The 23,803-nt window shown below is 59.8% G+C and carries 25 protein-coding genes; 17 read left to right on the top strand and 8 right to left on the bottom strand.

The features are described from left to right. Position 1: 1 nt before the first annotated feature. The gene (locus tag FHT77_RS21615) at positions 2 to 1,213 is read right to left on the bottom strand and encodes a bifunctional 2-C-methyl-D-erythritol 4-phosphate cytidylyltransferase/2-C-methyl-D-erythritol 2,4-cyclodiphosphate synthase (RefSeq protein ID WP_183756920.1); all 1,212 of its coding nucleotides are present in this window, start codon (positions 1,211 to 1,213) and stop codon (positions 2 to 4) included. A gap of 161 nt (positions 1,214 to 1,374) precedes the next feature. Between FHT77_RS21615 and dusB the strand changes: the two genes are divergently transcribed. The 8 genes from dusB (at position 1,375) to hflX (ending at position 11,477) form a co-directional block, all read left to right on the top strand. Then, on the top strand, positions 1,375 to 2,376 hold the full coding sequence (gene dusB / locus FHT77_RS21610) for a tRNA dihydrouridine synthase DusB (RefSeq protein ID WP_409527465.1): 1,002 nt from the start codon (positions 1,375 to 1,377) through the stop codon (positions 2,374 to 2,376). After that, entirely contained in the window at positions 2,373 to 3,527 is a 1,155-nt protein-coding gene (locus tag FHT77_RS21605) for a nitrogen regulation protein NR(II) (RefSeq protein WP_183756919.1), read from the top strand. Before dusB ends, FHT77_RS21605 begins: the two co-directional genes overlap by 4 nt. Continuing rightward, positions 3,524 to 4,975: a nitrogen regulation protein NR(I) gene (gene ntrC, locus FHT77_RS21600; protein ID WP_016553855.1), complete on the top strand. Its 1,452-nt coding sequence runs from the start codon at positions 3,524 to 3,526 to the stop codon at positions 4,973 to 4,975. The genes FHT77_RS21605 and ntrC overlap by 4 nt, the downstream gene beginning before the upstream one ends. A 188-nt stretch (positions 4,976 to 5,163) precedes the next feature. Next, positions 5,164 to 7,434 carry a PAS domain-containing sensor histidine kinase gene (locus tag FHT77_RS21595; protein WP_183756918.1) on the top strand — a complete coding sequence of 757 codons (2,271 nt, stop codon included), beginning with the start codon at positions 5,164 to 5,166 and terminating at the stop codon, positions 7,432 to 7,434. Further along, entirely contained in the window at positions 7,424 to 8,788 is a 1,365-nt protein-coding gene (locus FHT77_RS21590) for a sigma-54 dependent transcriptional regulator (protein ID WP_183756917.1), read from the top strand. Before FHT77_RS21595 ends, FHT77_RS21590 begins: the two co-directional genes overlap by 11 nt. 60 nt (positions 8,789 to 8,848) lie before the next feature. Then, on the top strand, positions 8,849 to 9,712 hold the full coding sequence (locus FHT77_RS21585) for a D-amino-acid transaminase (RefSeq protein WP_183756916.1): 864 nt from the start codon (positions 8,849 to 8,851) through the stop codon (positions 9,710 to 9,712). A 110-nt stretch (positions 9,713 to 9,822) separates the two neighbouring features. After that, positions 9,823 to 10,065, top strand: a complete 243-nt coding sequence (hfq, locus tag FHT77_RS21580; protein WP_003539403.1) for an RNA chaperone Hfq — start codon at positions 9,823 to 9,825, stop codon at positions 10,063 to 10,065. 77 nt (positions 10,066 to 10,142) lie between these two features. Continuing rightward, entirely contained in the window at positions 10,143 to 11,477 is a 1,335-nt protein-coding gene (gene hflX / locus FHT77_RS21575; protein ID WP_183756915.1) for a GTPase HflX, read from the top strand. Between the two features lie 69 nt (positions 11,478 to 11,546). Here the strand turns inward: hflX and mazG are convergent, their stop codons facing one another. Next, entirely contained in the window at positions 11,547 to 12,380 is an 834-nt protein-coding gene (gene mazG, locus FHT77_RS21570) for a nucleoside triphosphate pyrophosphohydrolase (RefSeq protein ID WP_183756914.1), read from the bottom strand. Between the two features lie 6 nt (positions 12,381 to 12,386). Then, positions 12,387 to 12,974 carry a nucleoside deaminase gene (locus FHT77_RS21565; protein ID WP_183756913.1) on the bottom strand — a complete coding sequence of 196 codons (588 nt, stop codon included), beginning with the start codon at positions 12,972 to 12,974 and terminating at the stop codon, positions 12,387 to 12,389. Between the two features lie 262 nt (positions 12,975 to 13,236). Between FHT77_RS21565 and cysG the strand changes: the two genes are divergently transcribed. Genes cysG through FHT77_RS21540 form a run of 5 tightly spaced genes read left to right on the top strand, consistent with a single transcriptional unit; the run spans position 13,237 to position 18,442 of the window. Further along, entirely contained in the window at positions 13,237 to 14,673 is a 1,437-nt protein-coding gene (cysG, locus tag FHT77_RS21560) for a siroheme synthase CysG (protein ID WP_183756912.1), read from the top strand. 2 nt (positions 14,674 to 14,675) lie between these two features. Then, positions 14,676 to 14,990 (top strand): DUF2849 domain-containing protein, encoded by a 315-nt coding sequence (locus tag FHT77_RS21555; RefSeq protein WP_183756911.1) that lies wholly within the window; start codon positions 14,676 to 14,678, stop codon positions 14,988 to 14,990. An 8-nt stretch (positions 14,991 to 14,998) separates the two neighbouring features. Continuing rightward, entirely contained in the window at positions 14,999 to 16,669 is a 1,671-nt protein-coding gene (locus FHT77_RS21550; protein ID WP_183756910.1) for a nitrite/sulfite reductase, read from the top strand. A 10-nt stretch (positions 16,670 to 16,679) separates the two neighbouring features. Beyond that, positions 16,680 to 17,192 (top strand): DUF934 domain-containing protein, encoded by a 513-nt coding sequence (locus FHT77_RS21545; RefSeq protein ID WP_183756909.1) that lies wholly within the window; start codon positions 16,680 to 16,682, stop codon positions 17,190 to 17,192. A 38-nt stretch (positions 17,193 to 17,230) separates the two neighbouring features. After that, entirely contained in the window at positions 17,231 to 18,442 is a 1,212-nt protein-coding gene (locus tag FHT77_RS21540) for a UbiH/UbiF family hydroxylase (RefSeq protein ID WP_183756908.1), read from the top strand. On the opposite strand, the gene FHT77_RS21535 is transcribed toward FHT77_RS21540, so the two are convergent. The 5 genes from FHT77_RS21535 to FHT77_RS21515 form a co-directional block, all read right to left on the bottom strand. Continuing rightward, the gene (locus FHT77_RS21535; protein ID WP_183756907.1) at positions 18,422 to 19,372 is read right to left on the bottom strand and encodes an AEC family transporter; all 951 of its coding nucleotides are present in this window, start codon (positions 19,370 to 19,372) and stop codon (positions 18,422 to 18,424) included. The genes FHT77_RS21540 and FHT77_RS21535 overlap by 21 nt on opposite strands. A 39-nt stretch (positions 19,373 to 19,411) precedes the next feature. Beyond that, the gene (locus FHT77_RS21530) at positions 19,412 to 20,161 is read right to left on the bottom strand and encodes a cytochrome c biogenesis CcdA family protein (protein ID WP_183756906.1); all 750 of its coding nucleotides are present in this window, start codon (positions 20,159 to 20,161) and stop codon (positions 19,412 to 19,414) included. 182 nt (positions 20,162 to 20,343) lie between these two features. Beyond that, entirely contained in the window at positions 20,344 to 20,634 is a 291-nt protein-coding gene (locus tag FHT77_RS21525; RefSeq protein ID WP_183756905.1) for a hypothetical protein, read from the bottom strand. Between the two features lie 259 nt (positions 20,635 to 20,893). Further along, entirely contained in the window at positions 20,894 to 21,121 is a 228-nt protein-coding gene (locus tag FHT77_RS21520; RefSeq protein ID WP_114712659.1) for a hypothetical protein, read from the bottom strand. A gap of 194 nt (positions 21,122 to 21,315) precedes the next feature. Continuing rightward, complete coding sequence (locus FHT77_RS21515) at positions 21,316 to 21,468, bottom strand: hypothetical protein (RefSeq protein ID WP_016553871.1); 153 nt, start codon at positions 21,466 to 21,468, stop codon at positions 21,316 to 21,318. Positions 21,469 to 21,945: 477 nt separating this feature from the next. On the opposite strand from FHT77_RS21515, the gene msuE reads away from it, so the two are divergent. The 4 genes from msuE to FHT77_RS21500 all read left to right on the top strand — a co-directional run bounded on the left by msuE (position 21,946) and on the right by FHT77_RS21500 (position 23,659). Then, a complete protein-coding gene (msuE, locus tag FHT77_RS21510; protein WP_183756904.1) occupies positions 21,946 to 22,509 on the top strand; it encodes an FMN reductase in 564 nt (187 codons plus the stop codon). Positions 22,510 to 22,528: 19 nt separating this feature from the next. Continuing rightward, entirely contained in the window at positions 22,529 to 22,720 is a 192-nt protein-coding gene (locus FHT77_RS21505; protein WP_183756903.1) for a hypothetical protein, read from the top strand. A 168-nt stretch (positions 22,721 to 22,888) separates the two neighbouring features. After that, positions 22,889 to 23,020 carry a hypothetical protein gene (locus FHT77_RS31950; protein ID WP_281412577.1) on the top strand — a complete coding sequence of 44 codons (132 nt, stop codon included), beginning with the start codon at positions 22,889 to 22,891 and terminating at the stop codon, positions 23,018 to 23,020. 39 nt (positions 23,021 to 23,059) lie between these two features. Further along, positions 23,060 to 23,659 carry an alpha/beta hydrolase gene (locus FHT77_RS21500; protein ID WP_183756902.1) on the top strand — a complete coding sequence of 200 codons (600 nt, stop codon included), beginning with the start codon at positions 23,060 to 23,062 and terminating at the stop codon, positions 23,657 to 23,659. Positions 23,660 to 23,803: the final 144 nt, after the last annotated feature.

The following is a 23,803-nucleotide window of genomic DNA, read 5'->3' as shown; positions in this document are numbered from 1 at the left end:
CTCAGACGCTCCGATAGACGACCGTTGCGGTGGCGATCGCCGCGATACCCTCGCGCCGACCGACAAAGCCGATCGTCTCGTTCGTCGTTGCCTTCACCGAACATCGGTCGATGGTGATGCCGAGAAACTCGGACAGTTTGGCGCGCATCTCGTCGCGATGCGGCCCGACCTTCGGCGCTTCGGCGATCAGCGACACGTCGGCGTTCATGATCGTACCGCCGCGTTCACGCACGATCTTGGCCGCGTGCTCGATGAAGATGCGAGACGGTGCACCCTTCCATTGCGGATCCGATGGTGGGAAATGATCGCCGATATCGCCCGCGCCACAGGTGGCAAGCAATGCATCGGTGAGGGCGTGCAGAGCCACGTCCGCATCGGAGTGGCCCTTGAGCTTTTGGTCGTGCGGAATGAACACGCCGCAGAGCGTTACGCCGTCGCCGACCTCGAGCTGGTGGACGTCGTAACCGTTGCCGGTGCGCACATCCGGAAGTGCCTGTCCTGAAAGTTTGCTGTCTGCCATGGCGATGTCCCGTTTGACCGTCAGTTTTACATTGTCCGCCAGTCCCTCGATAATGCGCACCGGCAGGCTGGCCCATTCGGCAATGGCGGCGTCGTCGGTAAAATCGGTGAGGTTTGCGGCAGCCGCCTTCTCGTGGGCGGCGAGGATCGGCTCGAAGGCGAAGGACTGCGGCGTCTGCGCTGCGTAGAGGTGAGAGCGGGAAACGGTATCGAGTACCGTTCCGTCGAGATCAGCTCGCTTCAGCGTGTCGGAAACGGGCATGGCGGGGAGAATTGCCGGCACGCCCTCCGAGAGCAAGCCGGCGATGCGATCAAGAAGCGCATGATCGAAGAAAGGCCGCACGGCGTCGTGGATCAGAACATGCGAGAGGTTCTTGCCGCGCAAATGGCGCAGTCCCGCCAAAACGGATTGCTGTCGCGTTGCGCCGCCGTGAATAGCTTCGATCTGCGTGCCGGACTGGAGTTGAGCGGTGGCCTTGGCAAACAGGGCCTCGTCGTCGGGATGGATGACCACGACGATGTGGCGGGTAAGCTCCCAGCTGGCGAACTTTTCCAGTGTGTGCGTGATCACAGGCTTGCCGCCAATCGCCCGATACTGCTTCGGGCCCTCTGCCGACGCGCCTGCGCGCTCGCCGCGTCCGGCCGCGACAACGACAACACCTATTGCTGGTTGCTTTTGATGCATTTGCGGCATAAATCCTCAAAGCGCGACTTTGCAGTCGGTGCTTAGCGGCTTGGCGCACCGAATTCCAGCATTTGCCCGAAAAATATCAATTCGCGCACTCCCCTCTTGGCAAGCCATTCAAACCTGTCTAAAAATAGTGCACGCATTCGGCGTGCCTGAAAGATAATCAATTGCTGGACTTTGACCTCGCTTCACCTTTGCGGATTGGACCTGTGGAAGTCAGGAACCGTGTTGTTCTGGCGCCTATGTCCGGCGTGACGGACATGCCGTTCCGGCAGCTGGCGTGGCGTTATGGCGCCGGGCTTGTGGTCACGGAAATGGTTGCGAGCCGTGAACTGGTCAATAGCACTGCCGAATCATGGGCGCGCCTCGAGAGCGCGGGTTTTGAGCCCCACATGGTGCAGCTCGCTGGCCGTGAAGCGCATTGGATGGCCGAGGCTGCGAAGATCGCTGCCGATCATGGCGCCGACGTCATCGATATCAACATGGGATGCCCCGCCAAAAAGGTGATTGGTGGCTACTCCGGCTCCGCCTTGATGCGCGATCCTGACCATGCCCTCAGCCTCATTGAGGCGACAGTCAAGGCGGTCAGCGTTCCCGTAACTCTGAAGATGCGGCTCGGTTGGGACGAGAATTCAATCAACGCGCCCGATATCGCACGTCGAGCAGAAGACGCTGGCGTCCAGTTGATCACCATCCACGGCCGCACGCGCATGCAGTTCTACGAAGGCCGGGCCGACTGGGATGCGATCCGCGCGGTTCGCGATGCCATTGCGGTGCCCCTGGTTGCAAACGGCGATGTCGAAACCGTCGAAGATGCACATGAGATCCTGCGTCGCTCGGGAGCCGATGCCGTCATGATTGGGAGAGGCTGTCAGGGCAGGCCGTGGCATGCCGGCGTACTGACTGGCAAGACGGCGCCGGAAGTGTGGGAAATCCCCGACATCGCCACCGAGCATTACAGAATGATGCTCGAGTTCTACGGTGAGGCAGTTGCCGTTCGCCATGCAAGGAAGCACCTTGGCTGGTATCTCGAACGTTTCGCGCCTGGTCTTGCTGCGCAGGAGAAGGCCGCGATCATGACCGCGCGCGAGCCCGATGAGGTAGCTGCAAGGCTTTACGATGCATTGATGGCTGCGGCGTCGAACACGCAGACCCGGGAGGCTGCATGACGAATGACGTGCCATCGTCGATCGACAACGGCGGTAGCGCAGTTGCGATCGCAGTACTCAATGCGATCCAGAATCCGGTCGTGATGGTGAACGAGGCCGGCCTCGTCGCTTTCGCGAATTGGGAGGCGGAGGCCTTCTTCGGTGCAAGCGCCGCCCACCTTTCCCGCTACAAGATCTCGACCTTCATTCCGTTCGGCAGTCCGCTGCTGGCCTTGATCGATCAGGTTCGCGAACGGCGGGCGCCGATCAACGAGTATCGTGTCGACCTCAGCTCGCCGCGCCTCGGGCAGGACAAGCTCGTCGATCTGTATGTTGCCCCTGTTGTCAGCGATCCGGGTTCCGTCGTGATTGTCTTCCAGGAGCGATCTATGGCGGACAAGATCGATCGGCAGCTGACGCATCGCGCGGCGGCCCGCTCGGTCACCGGGCTTGCATCGATGCTGGCGCATGAGATCAAGAATCCGCTGTCTGGCATTCGCGGCGCGGCACAGCTGTTGGAGCAATCGGTCGTTGATGACGACCGCGCTTTGACGCGGCTGATCTGCGACGAAACCGACCGCATCGTCTCGCTCGTGGATCGTATGGAGGTCTTCTCGGACGAGCGGCCTGTTGATCGGATACCAGTCAATATTCACTCCGTTCTCGATCATGTGAAGGCCGTGGCGAAGGCCGGATTTGCGCGGCACCTCCGGATTACCGAGAACTACGACCCGTCGCTGCCGTCGGTCTACGCAAACCGTGATCAGCTCGTGCAGGTGTTCCTCAATCTCGTAAAGAATGCCGCTGAGGCTGTGGGCGATCGCCCGGATGGCGAGATCGTTTTAACGACGGCTTATCGCTCCGGCATTCGTCTGTCGGTCGCCGGGACCCGCGAAAAGATCTCGTTGCCGCTGGAGTTTTGTGTTCAGGATAACGGTCCCGGCGTGCCAGCTGACCTCCTGCCGCATCTGTTTGATCCATTCATTACGACGAAGACGAACGGCAGTGGGCTTGGCCTCGCGCTCGTCGCGAAGATTATCGGTGATCATGGCGGCATCATTGAATGCGACAGCCAGAACAACCGCACGACATTCCGCGTCTTGATGCCGGCCTCCAAGGACGCATCGATGGACGACGCAACGACCATAACTCCCACAGGACCTACTCGATGACAGCAACGATCCTCGTCGCGGATGATGATGCGGCAATTCGTACCGTGCTTAATCAGGCTCTGAGCCGCGCCGGCTATGACGTGCGAATTACCTCCAACGCCGCCACGCTCTGGCGTTGGGTGTCGGCAGGCGAGGGCGATCTTGTCGTGACCGATGTCGTAATGCCGGACGAAAATGCGTTCGATCTGCTGCCGCGGATCAAGAAGGCGCGTCCGGATCTTCCCGTGCTTGTCATGAGCGCCCAGAACACCTTCATGACGGCGATCAAGGCTTCCGAGAAGGGCGCCTACGACTATCTGCCGAAGCCGTTCGATCTGACCGAACTGATTGGTATCATCGGCCGTGCGCTAGCCGAGCCGAAGCGTAAACCTGCCAAGCTCGACGAGGACATGCAGGACGGTATGCCGCTTGTCGGTCGTTCGGCAGCGATGCAAGAAATCTACCGCGTCCTTGCGCGCCTGATGCAGACCGATCTGACGCTGATGATCACCGGCGAATCTGGTACCGGCAAGGAACTTGTGGCGAGGGCGCTGCATGACTATGGCAAGCGCCGCAACGGACCGTTCGTCGCCATCAATATGGCTGCAATTCCGCGCGACCTGATCGAATCCGAGCTATTCGGCCACGAGAAGGGTGCATTCACGGGCGCCCAGACACGTTCCACCGGCCGCTTCGAGCAGGCAGAAGGCGGCACGCTGTTCCTCGATGAAATCGGCGATATGCCGATGGACGCTCAGACGCGGCTACTGCGCGTTCTGCAGCAGGGCGAATACACCACAGTCGGGGGGCGCACGCCGATCCGTACCGACGTTCGGATCGTCGCGGCGACCAACAAGGACTTGAAGCAGGCGATCAATCAGGGGCTTTTCCGCGAGGACCTGTACTACCGCCTGAATGTTGTTCCACTGCGTCTGCCGCCGCTGCGTGATCGTGCCGAGGATATACCGGATCTGGTGCGCCACTTCGTCCAGCAGGCGGAAAAGGAGGGACTTGGCTCCAAGCGTTTCGATCAGGAAGCGCTCGATCTGATGAAGGCCTATGCCTGGCCGGGCAACGTGCGCGAACTGGAGAACCTCATTCGCCGACTGATGGCACTTTATCCACAGGACGTGATCACCCGGGAAATCATCGAAGCCGAGCTTCGGTCGGATGTGCCCGACAGCCCTATCGACAAGGGGCCGATCCGCAATGGCAACATGACGATCGCCCAAGCTGTCGAAGAAAACATGCGGACGTACTTCGCCGGTTTCGGCGACGGCCTGCCGCCGCCGGGACTTTACGACCGTGTGCTGACGGAAATGGAGTACCCGTTGATTCTTGCTGCCCTTACCGCGACGCGCGGGAACCAGATCAAGGCTGCCGATCTGCTGGGGCTGAACCGCAATACGCTGCGCAAGAAGATCAGAGAGCTGGGCGTATCGGTGTATAGAAGCTCCCGCACTGCTTGACAATGTGACCGGCGACGTTGCATTTTCGCCACAATGCGTTGCTTAGAAGTCACGCATGGGGCTCGGGTTTTCGTAGCTGTCTAAGAGCGCAACGACACGGGTTGTTGTCGCACAGGCAGGCTGGCGGTTTCCGCGCCTGTCCGCGGGAGCGGCGGAAGCGAGTGTCTGCCGCCAGGAGAATTAAGCGAATGGAACAGGATGCAATGCCGCCGGCGGCGGAAGGCGAAGCTGTCACGGCAGTGACCGATCGCCGTGCCCTGTTTGCGCTGCCGGGCCTGATCCTTGCCGGCGGCGCGCTTCTCTGCGCCACGCTGACGCTGTTCGTGCTGTTGGGGCTGACCCCGATCGCGCCGACCTATCACGTCGTCGTCACCTCGGTCGTCGTGAACTCGTTCTTCGTGCTCGGCCTGATGGCGTTGATCGCGCGCGAGGTCTCTCGCCTGCTCAAGGCACGCAAACGCGGGCGAGCGGCGGCGCGGCTTCACATCCGCATCGTTGTACTTTTCTCGATCGTCGCGATCACTCCGGCGATCCTCGTCGCCATCTTCGCCAGCATCACGCTGAATGCCGGCCTCGACCGGTGGTTTGCGCTTCGGACGCAGTCGATCATCAGTTCCTCCCGCAATATCGGGCAGGCCTACATGATGGAAAATGCGAGCTACTTGCAAGGCCAGACGGTGTCGATGGCGAATGACCTCGAACGCAACCGAGCGCTGTTCAATCTCGATCGCACGGGCTTTTCCGACCTTATGACTCGGCAGGCCCGTGGACGCGGGCTTCTTGGCGCCTTCCTTGTCCAGTCTGACGGTTCTGTGATCATCCAGGCCGATATCAAGACCGAGAAGCCATTGCCGGCGATTCCTCAGGACGCTCTGGATAAGGCGGCCGCCGGACAGCCGACCCTGATCCCGCCAGGCATCACCAACCTCGTCGGCGCCATCATCAAGCTTGAGGCGATCGATGGGGCGTTTCTCTACACTGTTCGCGCCGTGGACCCGAAGGTTATGGGCGCCATGCGGATGATGGAGGAGAACGCCACCGAGTACAAATCGATGGAGGCGGGGCGCTTCTCGCTGCAGATCGCCTTCGCGGTTCTGTACATCGGCTTTGCCTTGATCGTTCTGCTGGCCGCCATCTGGACAGCAATCGCCGTCGCCGACCGCATCGTGCGTCCGATCCGCTTGTTGATTACAGCCGCCGACAGTGTCGCTTCTGGCAACATGGATATCATTGTTCCCGTTCATGCTGTGGACGGCGACGTTGCCAACTTGTCACGTACCTTCAACAAGATGATCTCGGAAATTCGCACGCAACGTGATGAAATTCTGGAGGCCAAGGATGAGGTGGACGACCGTCGACGCTTCATCGAAGCGGTCCTTTCCGGCGTCACGGCCTCGGTTATCGGCGTCGAGCACGACCGCAGGATCACAATCGTCAACAGTTCGGCGGAAGCGCTGATGGCCCTCTCGGCCTCAGAGATGCTCGGCAAGCAACTCTCCGAGATCGCACCTGAAGTCGACCAGGTCCTGACGGAAGCCGCATCCCGCTACCGCGGCGATTTCCGCAAGCAGATTGCCCTTGTCCGAGCCGGGACCGTCCGGACGCTCAGCGTGCAGGTCACGCGCGAAGAAGTGCGCGACATGAGCGAATCCTATGTCATTACGCTCGATGACATTACTGACCTTGTCATCGCGCAGCGCTCGACCGCATGGGGCGACGTCGCTCGCCGTATTGCCCACGAGATTAAGAACCCGCTGACGCCGATTCAGCTGTCAGCAGAACGCATCCAGCGCCGCTATGGCAAACAGATCAACCAGGATGACCGCAGCGTCTTCGATCAGTGCACGGAAACGATCATCCGGCAGGTCGGCGACATCGGCCGCATGGTAGACGAGTTCTCTTCCTTCGCCCGGATGCCGAAGCCGACCAAGGAGCCAAGCGATCTGCGCAAGATCCTGCACGATGCCGTGTTCCTGCGCGAGATGGGCAATAGTCATGTGAACTTCCTGCAGGAACTGGGTGACCAGCCGCTGGAAGGGCAGTTCGACAGCCGCATGCTTGGTCAGGCCTTCGGCAATTTGATCAAGAATGCGGTTGAAGCGATCGAGGCGGTGCCGAGCGGAGAACGCGACGAGCGCAAGGTCCTGGTAAGAGCCTCGCTCGACCCGGTACGCGACCGCTTTACCGTCGATGTGATTGATAACGGTCGCGGTCTACCGGTGGAGAACCGCCACAGCATTCTGGAACCCTACATGACGATGCGCGAGAAGGGCACGGGCCTCGGACTAGCGATCGTCAAGAAAATTATTGAGGAACATGGCGGGCAGCTCGAGCTTCACGATGCGCCCGCTGATTTCGACCGGGGAAGAGGGGCGATGATCCGCGTGCAGCTGCCACGTCTGGAAAACGCGCCGTCCGTCCCGGCCGCAAGTGACAAGGAAAGCGTTTATGGCCTCTGATATTCTGGTCGTCGATGACGAGCACGACATCCGCGAGATCGTCTCCGGTATCCTGTCTGATGAAGGACATGAGACCCGCACGGCACATGATAGCGACAGTGCGCTGGCTGCGATCTCCGATCGCGCCCCGCGGCTTATCTTTCTGGACATCTGGATGCAGGGCAGCAAGCTCGACGGTCTGGCGTTGCTCGACGAGATAAAGACACGGCACCCGGACATTCCTGTTGTCATGATCTCCGGCCACGGAAACATCGAGACCGCCGTGTCGGCGATCAAGCGAGGGGCCTTCGATTTCATCGAAAAGCCGTTCAAGGCCGACCGACTGATCCTCATCGCCGAGCGCGCGCTTGAGAATTCAAAGCTCAAGCGCGAAGTCTCTGAACTGAAGCGCAAGGCTGGCGATCCGGTCGAGCTTATCGGTACCTCCGTTGCCGTCTCGCAGCTCCGCCAGACGATCGAAAAGGTATCGCCCACCAACAGCCGCATCATGATTTTCGGCTCGTCGGGTTCCGGCAAAGAGCTCGTCGCGCGTATGATCCACAAGAAGTCGACGCGTGCCAACGGCCCCTTCGTGGCGCTGAACGCCGCCAACATCACGCCCGACCGCATGGAGATCGCTCTCTTCGGTACGGAAGGCTCTCCGGGCCAGCCGCGCAAGATCGGCGCCTTGGAAGAGGCGCACCGCGGCATTCTCTACCTGGACGAAGTCGGCGAAATGCCGCGAGAGACGCAGAACAAGATCCTGCGTGTTCTCGTTGATCAGCAGTTCGAGCGCGTCGGCGGTTCCAAGCGCGTGAAGGTCGATGTTCGGATCATATCGTCGACAGCCTACAACCTGGAGACCCGCATCGCCGAGGGTTGGTTCCGCGAAGATCTTTACCATCGCCTTGCCGTCGTACCGGTGCGCGTGCCTGCACTCGCCGAACGGCGCGAGGACATTCCGTTCCTAGTCGACCAACTGATGCGGCAGATCTCCGAGCAGGCCGGCATCCGCCCGCGCCGGATCGGCGATGACGCGATGGCCGTGCTGCAGGCCCATGATTGGCCGGGAAACATCCGCCAACTCCGCAACAACATTGAGCGGCTGATGATTCTCGCCCGTTCGGACGGCCCTGATGCGCCTATTACGGCGGAAATGCTGCCGACCGACCTCGGCGACATGCTTCCGAAAGTCTCGGCGAAGAACGACTATCACATCATGACGCTGCCGCTTCGCGAAGCGCGCGAAATGTTCGAGAAGGACTACCTGATTGCGCAGATCAATCGCTTCGGTGGCAATATCTCGCGCACGGCGGAGTTTGTCGGCATGGAGCGCTCGGCCCTGCACCGCAAGCTGAAGTCGCTCGGCGTTTGATTGAGACGGCGCTGCGGCGCCGTCTCTCATTTTCCCGCACATATCCACGCACAGGTTTCCATGCCCAGAATAGCCTACGTAAACGGCCGCTATGTCCCACACGCGAATGCGATGGTCCATATCGAAGACCGCGGCTATCAGTTCGCTGACGGCGTCTACGAAGTCTGCGAGATAAGACACGGCTATATTGTTGATCTTACCCGCCACCTGAACAGGCTGGAGCGGTCACTGGGGGAGTTGCGCATTGCCTGGCCGATGAGCCGCAATGCGTTGACTCGAGTTATTCGCGAAACTGTGCGACGCAATCGGGTTCGTAACGGCCTCTTCTATCTGCAGGTCACCCGCGGTGTTGCGCGACGTGACCATGTGTTTCCAGTCGAGGGAACGCCATCCTCCCTGGTGATCACCGCCAAGAGCACGGATCCCTCTGTTATCGCGAAAAAGAATGCGACGGGCATCAAGGCGATCACGGTTGCGGACAATCGCTGGGACCGAGTCGACATCAAGTCCGTCGGCCTCCTGCCGAACACCCTGGCGCGCCAGCAGGCGAAAGAAGCCGGTGCGCAGGAAGCGATCTATGTCGACGCGGACGGCATGGTGAAGGAGGGAGCCGCCACCAACGTCTGGATCGTCGATCGTGACGGCACACTCGTTACGCGCCCGGCCGACCACGGTATCCTCCGCGGCATCACCCGCACGACGCTGATCGACGTGGTAGCCAAGCTGGGAGTGAAAATCGAGGAGCGGAAGTTCTCTGTCGCGGAGATGCTCGCCGCACGCGAAGTCTTCATCACAGCTGCCACGAGCATCTGCTTTCCGGTTGTGTCGATCGATGCGCAAACGATCGCAAATGGCCATCCCGGCAGCGTCTCCCTGAAAATCCGGGAAGCCTTTTTCGACGTTGCGGAAAAGATTGCGATTTGATACCAAGACTTTCTGGGCAGAGGGGATGAGGGTTGTCAGCTGCCTGCAGGCGAGGTTGATTAGTATTCCACCGGCAAAACAAAGCCGGCAATAAAGAAAGAAGCGGCGCGATGGCGGAACGTTCTCAGAATTTGCAGGACCTATTTCTCAATACTGTTCGCAAGCAAAAGATTTCCCTGACAATTTTTCTCATTAACGGCGTTAAGCTGACGGGCGTCGTTACGTCCTTCGACAACTTCTGTGTTTTGCTTCGCCGTGACGGCCATTCGCAACTCGTGTATAAGCACGCAATCTCGACCATCATGCCCGGCCAACCGATGCAGATGTTCGAAAGCGAAGAAGCCGCCTCCTAACGGGACCTGCAATTATCTCGACACGCGATACCAAGAACGATTCGATCATCCCGGAAGCTTTAAAGCACCGGGATGATATGCGCGCGACTGTTGTCGTGCCTGTGCTCAAACAGCCGCGTGCTGGGCGGGGAGGCGGTGATTCTGCGCCCCTGGTTACACGCACACCAGAGAGTCGCCTGGAAGAGGCGACTGGCCTTGCCCAGGCTATCGACCTTGATGTCGTGCACGGCACTATCGTGTCCGTCAACGATCCGAGGCCCGCGACGCTGATGGGCACCGGCAAGATCGCAGAGATCAAGGCAACGTTGGATGCCAACGATTCCGGCCTCGTGATCGTCGATCACCCGTTGACACCAGTGCAGCAGCGCAATCTCGAGAAGGAATGGAACGCCAAGGTTATTGACCGCACCGGTCTTATCCTTGAGATCTTCGGCCGACGCGCGTCGACCAAGGAAGGCACGCTGCAGGTCGATCTGGCGCACCTGAATTACCAGAAGGGCCGTCTGGTCCGCAGTTGGACCCACCTTGAACGCCAGCGCGGTGGCGGTGGCTTCATGGGTGGTCCCGGTGAAACCCAGATCGAAGCCGACCGCCGTTTGCTGCAAGACCGTATCATCAAGCTCGAGCGTGAGCTTGAGCAGGTGGTGCGCACGCGCCAACTCCATCGCGCGAAGCGCAAGAAGGTGCCACATCCGATCGTTGCGCTCGTCGGCTATACCAACGCCGGCAAGTCAACGCTTTTTAACCGCATCACGGGTGCAGGCGTGCTTGCCGAAGATATGCTCTTCGCAACGCTCGACCCGACGCTGCGCCGGATGAAGTTGCCACATGGCCGTACCGTGATCCTCTCAGACACCGTTGGTTTCATTTCGGACCTTCCGACCCATCTTGTCGCCGCTTTCCGCGCGACGCTGGAAGAGGTGTTGGAAGCGGACTTGATCCTTCATGTCCGCGACATGTCCGACGTCGACAATCAGGCGCAGAGTGCCGACGTGCTCCGCATCTTGAAGGACCTCGGCATCGACGAGGAAGAGGGCGACAAGCGGATCATCGAAGTCTGGAACAAGATCGATCGCCTTGAGCCGGAAGCGCACGATGCGATCGTGCAGAAGGCAAGTAGTGCCGAGAACGTCGTCGCCCTGTCCGCGATCAGCGGCGAGGGCGTCGATACGCTAATGGGAGAGATCAGCCGCAGGCTCTCGGGCGTGCTGACGGAGGCGACAGTACGCCTGCCTGTCGACAGGCTCGCGCTGCTGCCGTGGCTCTACGATCATGCGATTGTCGATAGCCGCGAAGACAATGAAGACGGCTCCATCACACTTGACGTGCGCCTGTCTGAAGCTGAAGCGGTGGAACTGGAACGCCGCCTTGGCAACGGGACGAAAGCCGCTAAAGAGGACTGGGAGCGCTAACGCAAGCCCGCCGGGACGACCGGCTTTGCGCTTCCGCAAACGACTGTCTTCGCGCTAGGTGTCCTGGGGTCAGCCCAGCCGCCGTTCGATTGCCTTCGCTGCCTGCCAGATTTCCTCCATCCGCTCCAGACTCGCAGCCTCCAGCGTCTCGCCTTCTGCATCAAGAACAGTTTCTATATGATTGAAACGTCGACGAAACTTTGTATTCGTGCCCCGCAATGAGTCTTCAGGATCGGCCTTTACGTGCCGGCCAATGTTGACGACCGCGAAGATAAGATCGCCGAGCTCATCGCTGACCTTTGCCTGATCCCCATCAGCCAGCGCAACGCGCAGTTCGCCAATCTCTTCCTCGATCTTGTCGAGGATCGGTTCGGGAGCGGACCAATCAAATCCCACCTTTGCGGCGCGCTCCTGGAGCTTCAACGCTTCGGTGAGGGCTGGGAAGCTCCGTTGGACGGACCCCAGGAAACCAGCCTTGAAATCCTCGCCGAGGCCGCGCTTGGATCGTCGTTCCGCGCGCTCGTGTTTTTCGGCCTGCTTGATATCATCCCACTGCTTCTTCACCGCATCCGGGGTGTCTGCATCGGAACGGGCAAAGACATGCGGATGCCGGCGGATCATTTTCCGCGTGATCGCCTCGACGACGTCGCCAAATGAGAACTCGCCTGCCTCTTCCGCCATGCGTGCGTGGAAAACGACCTGCAACAGCAGGTCTCCCAGCTCTTCGCAAAGGTCGTCCATGTCATTGCGCTCGATCGCGTCGGAGACTTCGTAGGCTTCCTCGATCGTGTAGGGCTTGATCGTCTCGAAGGTCTGGACGATGTCCCACGGGCAGCCAGTTTCGGGATTGCGCAGCGCGGCCATGATCTCGATCAGGCGGGAAATGTCTTTGGAGGCTTCCATGGTCACTCAGTTCAGTGGAATGTCGTTGTCGCTCTTCGATGCCTGGTAGCTGTTCGAGAGCGTGTCGTAACGCGCCTTGATGCGCGCAGTCTGTGCCTTCAACTCGGCCTTCAAAGGCTCGTCTTCGGTCTCGACGAGATCGGCAATGGCAAAGCTGTTCCAGAATGCATTGCTGCGTCGATAGCCACCCGGTTCCAGGCCGAAAACCTCCTTCAGGATCTTGAGGTCGTGCGGGATGGCGAAGGCGTCGCGCGAATCCTCGTGGCTGAAGAAATAGTAGAAATTGTCGAACCCGGCCCAGGTGATAGCCGACATGCACATGGTGCAGGGTTCGTGCGTCGACAGAAAGATGAGATCCTTGGTGGCCGGCTTTTCGCCCAGTTCGTAGAAGCGCTTCAGCGTGTGCACCTCGCCATGCCACAGCGGATTTTCAAGCTCGTTGTTGGTCTCTGCGATGACGAGCGAGAGATCTGATTTGCGCAGGATCGCGGCGCCGAACACCTTGTTGCCGGCAGCGACGCCGCGTTCGGTCATCGGCAGGATCTCCTTTTCCATGACGTTGAGCAGGCGGGCGGCGATAGTCTTATCGGGCATGGCGTTCTCCTTGGTGGCTGCACTCTAACGGCAGCGGCAGGCGAGGCAAACGCCGATTTCGACAGCGAGCGGGATTTGTCACAGTCTTTCTGCTGCGCTGCGGCAGACGCAGGTGTGTCCGCTGCGCCGCACCGGTGACTTTTACTCAAATCATTGGAAGACCGAGTAAAAGAATACGCGCCCGCGCGGGCATTGGAATTTCTGTTTCTTCATTTGGTTGGGCAGAGAGTGCATATTCCGGCAACTTCGAAATGGATTGATGATGTCTCCCAAGACTGAACAACTGTCGGTATTTCCTGCCTTCTTCCGCGTTGAAGGCAGGATCGCGGCTGTCTTCGGCAATGGCGACGAGGCCTTCGCCAAGGTCCGCCTGCTCCTCAATACCCAGGCGCGGATCGTTGCCTATACGGACCGTCCTGAGGCCGATTACCATGCCTTTCTGATCGCCAACCGGATCGAGACCGTACGATCAGGCTTTGCTGCCGAACAGATCGTCGGAGCAACACTCGTCTTCGCGGCGACCGGAGATGCTGCGCAGGATCGCGCCATCGTTGAGGCGGCGCGCGCCGAGAAGGTGCCGGCCAATGCCGTCGATCAGCCTGATTACTGCGACTTCTTCACGCCAGCGCTTGTCAATCGCGCGCCGGTGGCCGTCGCTATCGGCACGGAAGGAGCCGGCCCGGTTCTGGCGCAGATGATCCGTGCACAGGTCGATCAGTTGCTTGCGCCGTCGCTCGGTCGTCTTGCCGATTTCGCGATCGGTTACCGTAAGGCTGTCGAGCAGATTGTGCCCAAGGGCGCTGCCCGCCGCCTTTTCTGGCGCCGCTTCTTCTCAGGCGCTGTCGCCGATGCTGTCGCGAACGAGAACCTGCCGCAGGCGCGGCGTGCGGCCAATGGCTTGTTGCAGTCCGCCGAAAAGGTCCAGGGCCACGTCTGGCTCGTCGGCGCCGGTCCCGGTGCCGCGGATCTGCTGACGCTGCGCGCCCAGCGTGTGATGATGGAGGCCGATGTCATCGTCTACGACGCCCTCGTGCCGCAGGAAATCGTCGATATGGGCCGCCGTGACGCCGAGCGTTTGTCTGTCGGCAAGCGTAAGGGATGCCATTCGAAGTCCCAGGACGAGATCAACGATCTGCTCGTGCATCTCGGTCGTGAAGGCAAGCGGGTGGTTCGTCTGAAGTCCGGCGATCCGCTCGTGTACGGCCGGGCAGGCGAGGAGATGGCTGCACTGCGGGCTGCAGGCATTTCCTATGAAGTTGTACCAGGCATCACGTCGGCTTTCGCCGCTGCCGCCGATTTCGAACTGCCGCTGACGCTGCGGGGCGTGGCGTCGTCGCTGGTCTTCACCACTGGCCACGATCTGACCGGTGACGTCTTGCCGGATTGGGCGAGCCTTGCGGTCTCGGGCGCAACGATCGCCGTCTACATGGGTCGCACCGTCGCGGCATCCGTGGCCGAGCGCCTGATGCAGGCAGGCCTGCCCGCGGAAACGACCGTCGCCGTCATTGAGAATGCAAGCCGTTCCGATCGCCGCCTGCTGCATGGTATTCTGCGGGATCTTCCTGATCTGCAGCACCGCGACGAGTTGACCGGTCCGGTCATGGTCATTATCGGCGATGCGGTTGCAGGCGCCAATTTCGAACTGTCGGAACCGCTGGTGCGCCAACGCGCCCGGTCCGAGGAATTTGCAAGGAGCTGAAGATGGCAGACAAGGTTCTCACCGCCAACCGCTTGACGGATGGCATTGCCGTCTGGCTGAACGCCAATGGCGAATGGGTCGTTTCTCTGCAGGAAGCCCTCGTTGCCCGTCATGCAGAGGCCGTAGCGGCGCTGGAAGCAATCGGCAAGAAGTCCTATGCTGACAACCAGGTGGTGGACGTCGCCGTTGTCGAGGTTCAGGAAACTGATGGCGTGCTCTGGCCGTTGCGTCTTCGCGAGCGCATTCGCGCCCAGGGTCCGACCATGGAATACGCGCCGGGCTACCAGCCGGCCGACCCCGCATTCATCGCAGTCTGAGGAAGCAGATGTATCGTTACGACGAATTTGACCACGCTTTTGTCGCCGAGCGCGTCGAGCAGTTTCGCGACCAGGTCCAGCGCCGCCTTTCTGGCGAGCTGGCCGAGGATGCGTTCAAGCCGCTGCGCCTGATGAACGGCGTCTATCTGCAGCTTCACGCCTACATGCTGCGCATCGCCATTCCCTACGGCACGCTGAGCTCGCGCCAGGTCCGCATGCTCGCCCATATCGCGCGCAAGTATGACCGTGGTTACGGCCATTTCACGACCCGCCAGAACCTGCAGTTCAATTGGCCGAAGCTGTCCGAGATCCCGGATGCGCTGGCTGAACTCGCTTCCGTCGAAATGCATGCACTGCAGACATCGGGCAACTGCATTCGCAACGTGACTGCCGACCATTTCGCTGGCGCTGCAGCCGACGAAGTGGCTGATCCGCGACCCTATGCCGAAATTTTGCGCCAGTGGTCGTCCGTGCATCCGGAATTCTCGTTCCTGCCGCGCAAGTTCAAGATCGCCGTCACCGGCGCCGATCGCGACCGCGCGGCGATCCAAGTCCATGACATCGGCCTGCATCTGAAGAAAAACGAGAAGGGCGAAATCGGCTTTGCCGTTTACGTCGGTGGTGGCCAGGGCCGCACGCCGATGATCGCCAAGCTGATCCGTGACTTCCTGCCCGAAGAAGATCTGCTGTCCTACACGACCGCGATCGTCCGCGTTTATAATCTCAACGGCCGCCGCGACAACAAGTACAAGGCTCGCATCAAGATCCTCGTGCACGAAACGGGGACGGAAGAACTGACCCGTCAGATCGAGGCCGAGTTCGCGGAACTCAAGGACTCCGAACTGAAGCTACCCGAGGCGGATGTCGAAGCGATTGCTACATATTTCGCGCCACCGGCTCTGCCTGACCGTGCCGAAGGATGGGAAAACCTCGCTCGCTGGAAGAAGGCCGACCCGGCCTTCGCCCGTTGGGTTCAGCAGAACGTGCAGCCGCACAAGCATCCCGACTACGGCATGGTGACGATCTCCCTGAAGCCCATCGGCGGCATTCCGGGCGATGCTTCCGACAGCCAGATGGATGCGGTGGCCGATATCGCCGAGGAATACGCCTTTGACGAAGTTCGCGTCAGCCATGAGCAGAACCTGATCCTGCCGCATGTGGCGCTTGCTGATCTTGAGGCTGTCTATCGCGGTCTGGTTGCCATCGGCCTTGCCGAAGCCAATGCCGGTCTGATCACCGATATCATTGCCTGTCCCGGGCTGGACTACTGCGCGCTCGCCAATGCGCGCTCGATCCCCGTTGCGCAGGAAATCTCCCGGCGCTTTGGCGATCCGGATCGTCAGGCCGAAATCGGCGAACTGAAGATCAAAATCTCCGGCTGCATCAACGCCTGCGGCCATCACCATGTCGGCCATATCGGCCTGCTTGGCGTCGAAAAGAAGGGCGCTGAACTCTACCAGATCACGCTTGGCGGCTCCGGCGATGAGCATACGTCGATCGGCGAGATCATCGGTCGCGGCTTCGAGCCGGAAAAAGTAACCGACGCGATCGAAACGATCGTCAACACCTATCTGGCAATCCGTAAGGATCCGTCTGAAATCTTCCTCGAAGCCTATCGCCGCGTCGGTCCGCAGCCGTTCAAGGACGCGCTGTATGGTTCAGCGGCAGAAGCGGCGTAAGGAGAGGACGATGACCAAGATCTGGAGAGAAGCAGGCTTCGTCGAGAACGATCCGTGGGTGATCGAGACGGAAGAGGTGAAGGCAGGCGAGGGGAAGAAGCCCCTTCTCGGCCTTGACGAGTTGATCGCCAAGGCAGACGAGAGCAACGAGGTCGGCTTCGGCGTGCTGATCAAGCCGGCTGATGATGTCCGCAAGCTCGAGCCCTACCTGTACCGCCTGGAGATTGTTGCTGTTGCTTTTCCGGCGTTCAACGACGGCCGGGCCTTCAGCCACGCATCCCTGTTGCGCGACCGCTTGGGATACACCAACGAACTGCGTGCCGTCGGCGATGTGCTGATCGATCAGATTCCGCTGATGCAGCGTGTCGGGATCGACAGCTTCGCTGTCACCAACGAGACTGCGATAAAGCGTCTCACGGAACATCGTCTGCCGGGGATTCCGCATCATTATCAACCGGCTGTGCGTGACGCGGACGCCGGCAAAGGCTATAGTTGGCGCCGTCAGGCGAAGCCGGCTGCGTAAGCACCGGATCGCCGTCAAAGAATTGACGGAACGGTGCAATGAAGACTTTTGAAATCGCGGTGATCGGTGGCGGACTTGCCGGCATGATCGCCGCCATCGCGCTAGCTCGCGGCGGACGCAACGTTGCTCTTGTTGCTCCGCCGTCGGCGAGCCAGGACCGGCGCACGACCGCGCTCATGGATCAGTCGATCCGTTTCCTCGACAGGTTGACCCTTTGGGAGAAGCTGCGCCCGGCGGCTGCTCCGCTTTCGACGATGCGGATCATCGATGGCACGAATCGCTTGTTGCGTGCGCCGATCACCACCTTCCGGTCCGTTGAACTCGATCTCGAGGCCTTCGGCTACAATTTCCCGAACAAGGCGCTGATGGAAGTGCTGGAGGCAGCGATTGCCGCTGAAGGCAACATCACGCGCTTCAGCTCCTTCGCCGACGTCATCGATATCAATGCCGATTCGGTGATCGTCACGCTCGCCGATGGCGAAATCCTGTCCGCGTCGTTCGCGGTTGGCGCCGATGGGCGCAAGTCGAAGCTGCGCGAGGCCGCCGGCATAGACGTGAAAACCTGGTCCTATCCGCAATCGGCCATGGTGTTGAATTTCGAGCATTCGCTGCCGCACGAGAATATCTCGACAGAGTTCCACACCGAAAGTGGCCCCTTCACTCAGGTACCGCTGCCGGGCAACCGCTCCAGCCTCGTATGGGTCCAGAACCCGTCGGATGCCGTGGCTCGCAATGAACTCTCGCTCGTTGAACTGAGCAATGTCGTCGAGGAGCGCATGCAGTCGCTGCTCGGCAAGGTGACTGTCGAAGAGGGCGTGCAGCTCTGGCCCCTGTCAGGCATGATGGCCCATCGCTCCGGCAAGGGACGAATTGCCCTGATTGGTGAAGCTTCGCATGTCTTCCCACCGATTGGCGCACAGGGGCTCAATCTCAGCCTGCGCGATGTGCTGGCGCTGTCGGACATTCTGTGTACGCGGCCGGAGCTGCCGATCGCTGCCGATGCCGGCGACCAGTTCGATCGTAAGCGTCGCGCCGATATCATGACCCGCACCGCAAGCGTCGATCTTCTCAACCGTTCGCTTTTGTCCGATTTCCTGGCGGTTCAGATGATGCGCGCGGCCGGTCTGCATATCCTGTCGGCGCTGCCGCCGCTACGCAGCATCGTCATGCGCGAGGGTATCGAGCCCGGACGGGGATTGCGCGATCTCCCGGGCGCGATCAAGGAAAGGCTAAGCCGGAAGAAAGCCTGACTTGATCGCGATCAGGACGGCCGAGACGGTCACGACGGAAAGCGCCGTCGTGATCAGGATTGTTGCTGAGGCGCGCTCCTGCCAGACGCCATATTGCTGCCCGATGACGAAGACGTTGGTCGCCGTCGGCAAGGCCGCGAGCAGGACGGCTGCGTAGATCCAGATTGGATCGAAGCCACCGACGGTGGTCAGTGCAAGATAGACGACGATCGGGTGAACGATCAGTTTCGCCGGAACGATGTAGCCGATCTCAACAGGCACGCGCTTCAATGGCCGAAGTGCCAGTGTCACCCCCATTGCAAAGAGGGCGCACGGCGCGGCAGCCTGCGCGAGATAATCGACGAAGCGCTGGAATGCAAGCGGCTGATCGACGTGCAGGCCGGCGGCAACAAAGCCGAGGGCTGTCGATAGAATAAAGGGATGAAAAGCCACCTTCCGAGCGATATCGATCGCCAGGCGACCAACGGAGCGCCGGTCGTCGCCAGCCACCGCCATGAGCGCCGGAGCGACGATGAAATGCAGCGCGTTCTCCAGGCAGACGATCAGCGCCACCGGCACGGCCGCGCCTTCTCCGAGTGCCAGCAAGGCGAGCCCCGGCCCCATATAGCCGATATTGCCGTAGGCACCGGCAAAGGATTGGATTGTGCAGTCTGCCAGCGAATTGCCCCGGACCCATCGGCCGATCGCAAACAGCACAACGAAGATTGAATAGGTTGCCGCGAGGTCGGTAGCAATGAAATCGATGCGCGTCAGATCCTCGAAGGGCGTGCGTGAGACTAGCTTGAAGAAGAGCGCGGGTAGGGCGGCATAGATGATGAAGGTGTTCATCCAGCCGAGCGCCCCGGCCGGCTGCTTCGTCACTTTGCCTGCGATATAGCCAATGAAGATCAAGCCGAAGAACGGCAGAAGCAAACTGACGATATCGGACAACTATTATTCCAATGCAAATTTCCGCGGCGCGGTTTCGGCTTAGCCGATTTTCATCAGGATTGGAAAGGTCTGCTGGAACCAGATTGCGACATCACTGACGAAACCGAACATAAAAGCGAGACCAGTTAGGACGAGAAATACGCCCATAACTTTCTCTACCGTCCCGAGATGTCGGCGGAAGCGCGTCAGGAAGCCCATGAAGGCACCGGAAAAGCCTGCCGCAATCCAGAAAGGTATGGCAAGACCAAGGGAATAGACGGCCAGCAGACCGGCACCCGAGCCGACGGTTTCTCGCGAAGCCGCAACGCCAAGGATCGCGCCGAGCACGGGGCCGATGCAAGGCGTCCAGCCGAAGGCGAAGGCTAGGCCCATCACATATGCGCCGGTCAATGTCGCCGGTTTGCCGCTGCCTTGAAAACGCGCCTCACGGGCTAGGAGTCCGATCCGAAAGATCCCCAGGAAATTCAGACCCATAACGATGATGATCAGGCCGCCGATCTTTGCCAGCAGATCGAGATGTTGGCGAAGCGCCATCCCAATGCTGGATGCCCCGGCCCCGAGGGCGACGAAAACGGTGGCGAATCCGAGCGTGAAGAAAAGGGCTGAAAACAAAACGTCCCGTCGGCCGTTCGGCACAACGGCGACCGCGTTGCCACCGCGGAACTGCTCGACGGAAATGCCAGCCATATAGCAAAGATAGGGCGGAACGAGAGGCAGTACGCAAGGAGATAAGAACGACAGCGCGCCGGCAAAAAGGGCGCTCAATAACGAAATATCGGCAATCGACACTTAGGCACTCCGGCGGCAAGCAATCATCGGCGAAGTCCTACCCCAGGCTAGGCTTCGGGGCCAATCACCTTTTTGCGCTTTCGGATAATCGAGCATCTGCCAAGCGCGCAAAGCGTCCCAGAACAGAAATGGCGCGCCAACTGGCGCGCCATCAGGCATTCAGGCGTTATCAGACGCCAGCATCAACGATCCCGGCAGACGGTCCGGTACTTGGTGATATAGTGATGATGGCTCTTCTTTTGGTAAGGCTCTTCCCAGCATCTTTGCCGCGATGCGTAACGGGGACGATCGTAATCATAGTCCTCGTCATCATAGGCATAGCGCGGACCATGCCTGTAATAGCGCGGAGGTGGCTGATCGTCATAGTAACGCGGGCCGCCACCGCCGAATTCGAAGTAGACGCCGTCTGCAAAGGCGGGCGCGCTCACAAGCAGCGTCGCGAGACCGGCGGCCGCAATAACAAGCTTTCTCATAGTCAGTCTCCATGTGTCTCTGACGTAGCGCCCTCGAAGCGCTCTTGGTTGAACAGATTAGGGCCGACGAATGAATGTGCACTGAAGCCGGCGTTCATCTTACAGTCATGCTCGGCAAGTTCCCGAACAGCGGTGATGATTCCCTAAATGGCCGATGCGGGGTGCCGCAGCAGGCCGGGCGCGTCAAGTGCGCGCTTTTCTTGAGCGCGTCGCAGGGCGGCGGCACGCTTAATTATCAACGCAGGATCGGTGTTGCCGGTCAGTGATCAGTGTCGGAAATATGCGGAACGTGCAGTATCTGGCCATCGAGCAGAAGCAGGAAATGTTCTTCATCGAGCCGATTCACGATCTCGCCTTCCTCCGTCATATAGTCAGTCTTGGGCGAAGCCGCGTTCTGGCCGGAAATCCTCATCTGCTGAATGACGACATAAGTCTTCCCTCTGTCGTCCTGACACCGAAACCGCCTTTCCTCTCTATAGTTCGACATGGCCGAGCCTCCATCGCATTGAACAGAATCTTTGCTCGCAGCAGTGCAATTTCAAGGCCTACCGATTCCCTCGAGCAGATTTTGCTTTCTGCGCGGAAAACAGCATCTGGAGTGGCAGCCGAGGGAGGCTCGGCTGGGTTCGATCATCAACCGTCTTGCCCGGCTAAGTCACGGGCCGTGAGGCTACAGCGAGATCAACGGGCAGCATTCGCGACGCGATTGCCGGCGTTCTGAGTAGCGTTGACGGTATTAGCGGCATCACGCCCGACACCCTTGATGGTGTTTGCGCACGAGGTGAGGGCGATGAGCAGGCACAAGGCGGCAGCGACTTTGGCGGTGATCGTCATTGAGGCGTTTCCCAGTTGAAGATGTTAAGTAATGCGCGAGACCGCAAGTTGTTCAAAACGAACCAAATTCGCGCCTGAGCGAGTGCGGGAGACGAAGAGAGGGACGGCCACAAAGAAAGCCCGGCGGGATATAGTCCACCGGGCCTTTTAAACGGACCTACATAGGCGATGCTGGTCCGGCAGCGCAGATTTCAGACACTGCAATCAACTAACGACCGACGCGGCCAAAAGTTCCTCAATGCTCGCCAAAACCGAGTGGCCGAAGAGGCGGCCTTTCACTAGCCCGAACCGGCCGGAAGCGGTGTACCGACTACATTCAATCTTGCGGTCGGCTTAGGCGAACGGCGGAAGCCAAGGTGTGTGTGATGGGGCATATGAGAGCATCGAATTTCAAGCTCTCCCCGCACAAGGAAACTTCATTTCTTTTGTTCACTAATTTTATAGACAATATTCGATGCAATAACGAAGGAGAGATATATGTCGCTGCGATTGGTGGGCCTTGCCGGTAGTTTCAACCGTCCATCCAAGACCTTTGCCCTCGTCGGGCACATTGCTGGGCTTGCTGCAGAAACCTACGGGTTCTCCAAGACGGTTTACGATCTCAAGGACCTGGGGCCGTCTCTCGGAACTGCCTTGTGGCGAAGCGAGTTGGATGAGCAGGCTAGCCAGGTGATCGATGACATCGTCAAAGCCGACGTTCTTGTTATCGGCTCGCCGACTTACAAGGGGTCTTACCCGGGCCTGTTTAAGCACCTGATCGATCTGATCGAGCCAGCCGAACTTCGGGCCAAACCGATCATCATTTCCGCAACCGGCGGTGGGGACCGCCATGCGCTGATTGTCGAGCATCAACTGCGACCGCTTTTCGGCTTCTTCATGGCCCACACACTGCCGACGGCCGTCTATGCCTCGGACCGCGATTTCGTCGACTACAAGGTTGCATCCGAAGCGCTGTCTACCCGCATCGGCTCTGTCGTCGGTGAGCTTGGCAGCTTCTCCTTCGTGCCGTCCGCAAGGGGTTCGTTGCAGGCGGCCGAGTGAACGGGCGAGGGAGGGTGACATGGCCAGTCCAGAGAAAGCGGCAATGGGAGGCGAGTTTTGGAGCGTGTTCGACTTCGCGCGCCGCTACCGGCTGACGATACGCGAGCAGAATCGCCTCCTGATGCTGTTTGGTCCCGTCGCCGGTGCGGCGGAGCTGCTTGCGAACGCCAGGCGCAACCAACTCATTTTGAGCGAGAGGAAGGAAAGATGAGGATGCAGTCTCTTTTTCTATGGTTCTGGTCGGTGATTCGCCACGGTCTTTCGCATCCGGGTGGGTCATGGAGTGAACTGACTAGGGAAGGCGAGCCGACTGCCCGCGATTACGAAATCTACTATTGGAACCCATCTCCCGGGCCCTGGTAATGAAAGAAGGATCGAGATGGTCGTTTTCGATGATCGCCGCGTCGCTCCGCGGTTCCGGTTTGCGGGTGCCGCAGCAGACCTTGCCGCCCAAGCGGCCACGATCCTCGCTTTCGGGTTCCTCTTCGCAGCCACCCTTGGGATCTTCTAGGACCAATAGCTCGTTCATACGCCGCGATAAGGATTGATGATGACGCCAGTACTTATTCTTCCCGGTCTTTTTGGATCAGAGAACACGCACTGGCAAACCGCCTGGTTACAGGATCATCCCGAAAGTCGGCTCGTCGAACAGGACAACTGGGACAACCCGCACCTCATGACATGGCGGGCAAAGCTTGAGGCGACACTTGAAGATGCAGGAGAAGCCTACATCGTTGCTCATAGTTTAGGATGTCTGCTGGCGGCAAGCCTCGCCGGTAGGTCCTCCGTGGCGCGAGTGAGGGGAGCGCTGCTGGTTGCGCCCTGCGACCTGCCGGCGACCGACAGATTGCATCCAGGACGGATTGCTTTCGGTACGATGCCGACGGCCGAGTTGCCGTTTCCGAGCATGGTGATTGGAAGCCTGAACGATCATTACATGTCGCTCGATCGCTTGACGCTCTTTGCTCGCCTCTGGGGCAGCGAGCTGCACAATGTCGGCCTGGCAGGGCACATCAACGTCGCCAGTGGCTATGGCCGCTGGCCGGGTGGCTATCGTATTTTCGAGAAGCTGAAGGCCAGAACGCATCACCTCGACAAGATACCGACGAAAAGGCCGTTACTCGGCAGAGCGTCGTCTTCCGCGTGGTAGGGATTACTGTGCCGGCGCACCGATCGACCGTGCTGTCGAGCGTCAAACCAGCGACAGAGTTACTTGGGATACTGTGAGGGCCAATCAGGCGGGCCCAGGCGCTATCCGCTGCCGTGACCATTTTGGGCACAAGTGCTTGAATGG

This window comes from Rhizobium sp. BK181, from assembly GCF_014193305.1.
In the GTDB taxonomy this organism is placed as follows: domain Bacteria; phylum Pseudomonadota; class Alphaproteobacteria; order Rhizobiales; family Rhizobiaceae; genus Rhizobium.
Note: the sequence above shows the minus strand (reverse complement) of the source record. Positions and strands in the feature narration are given on the sequence as shown.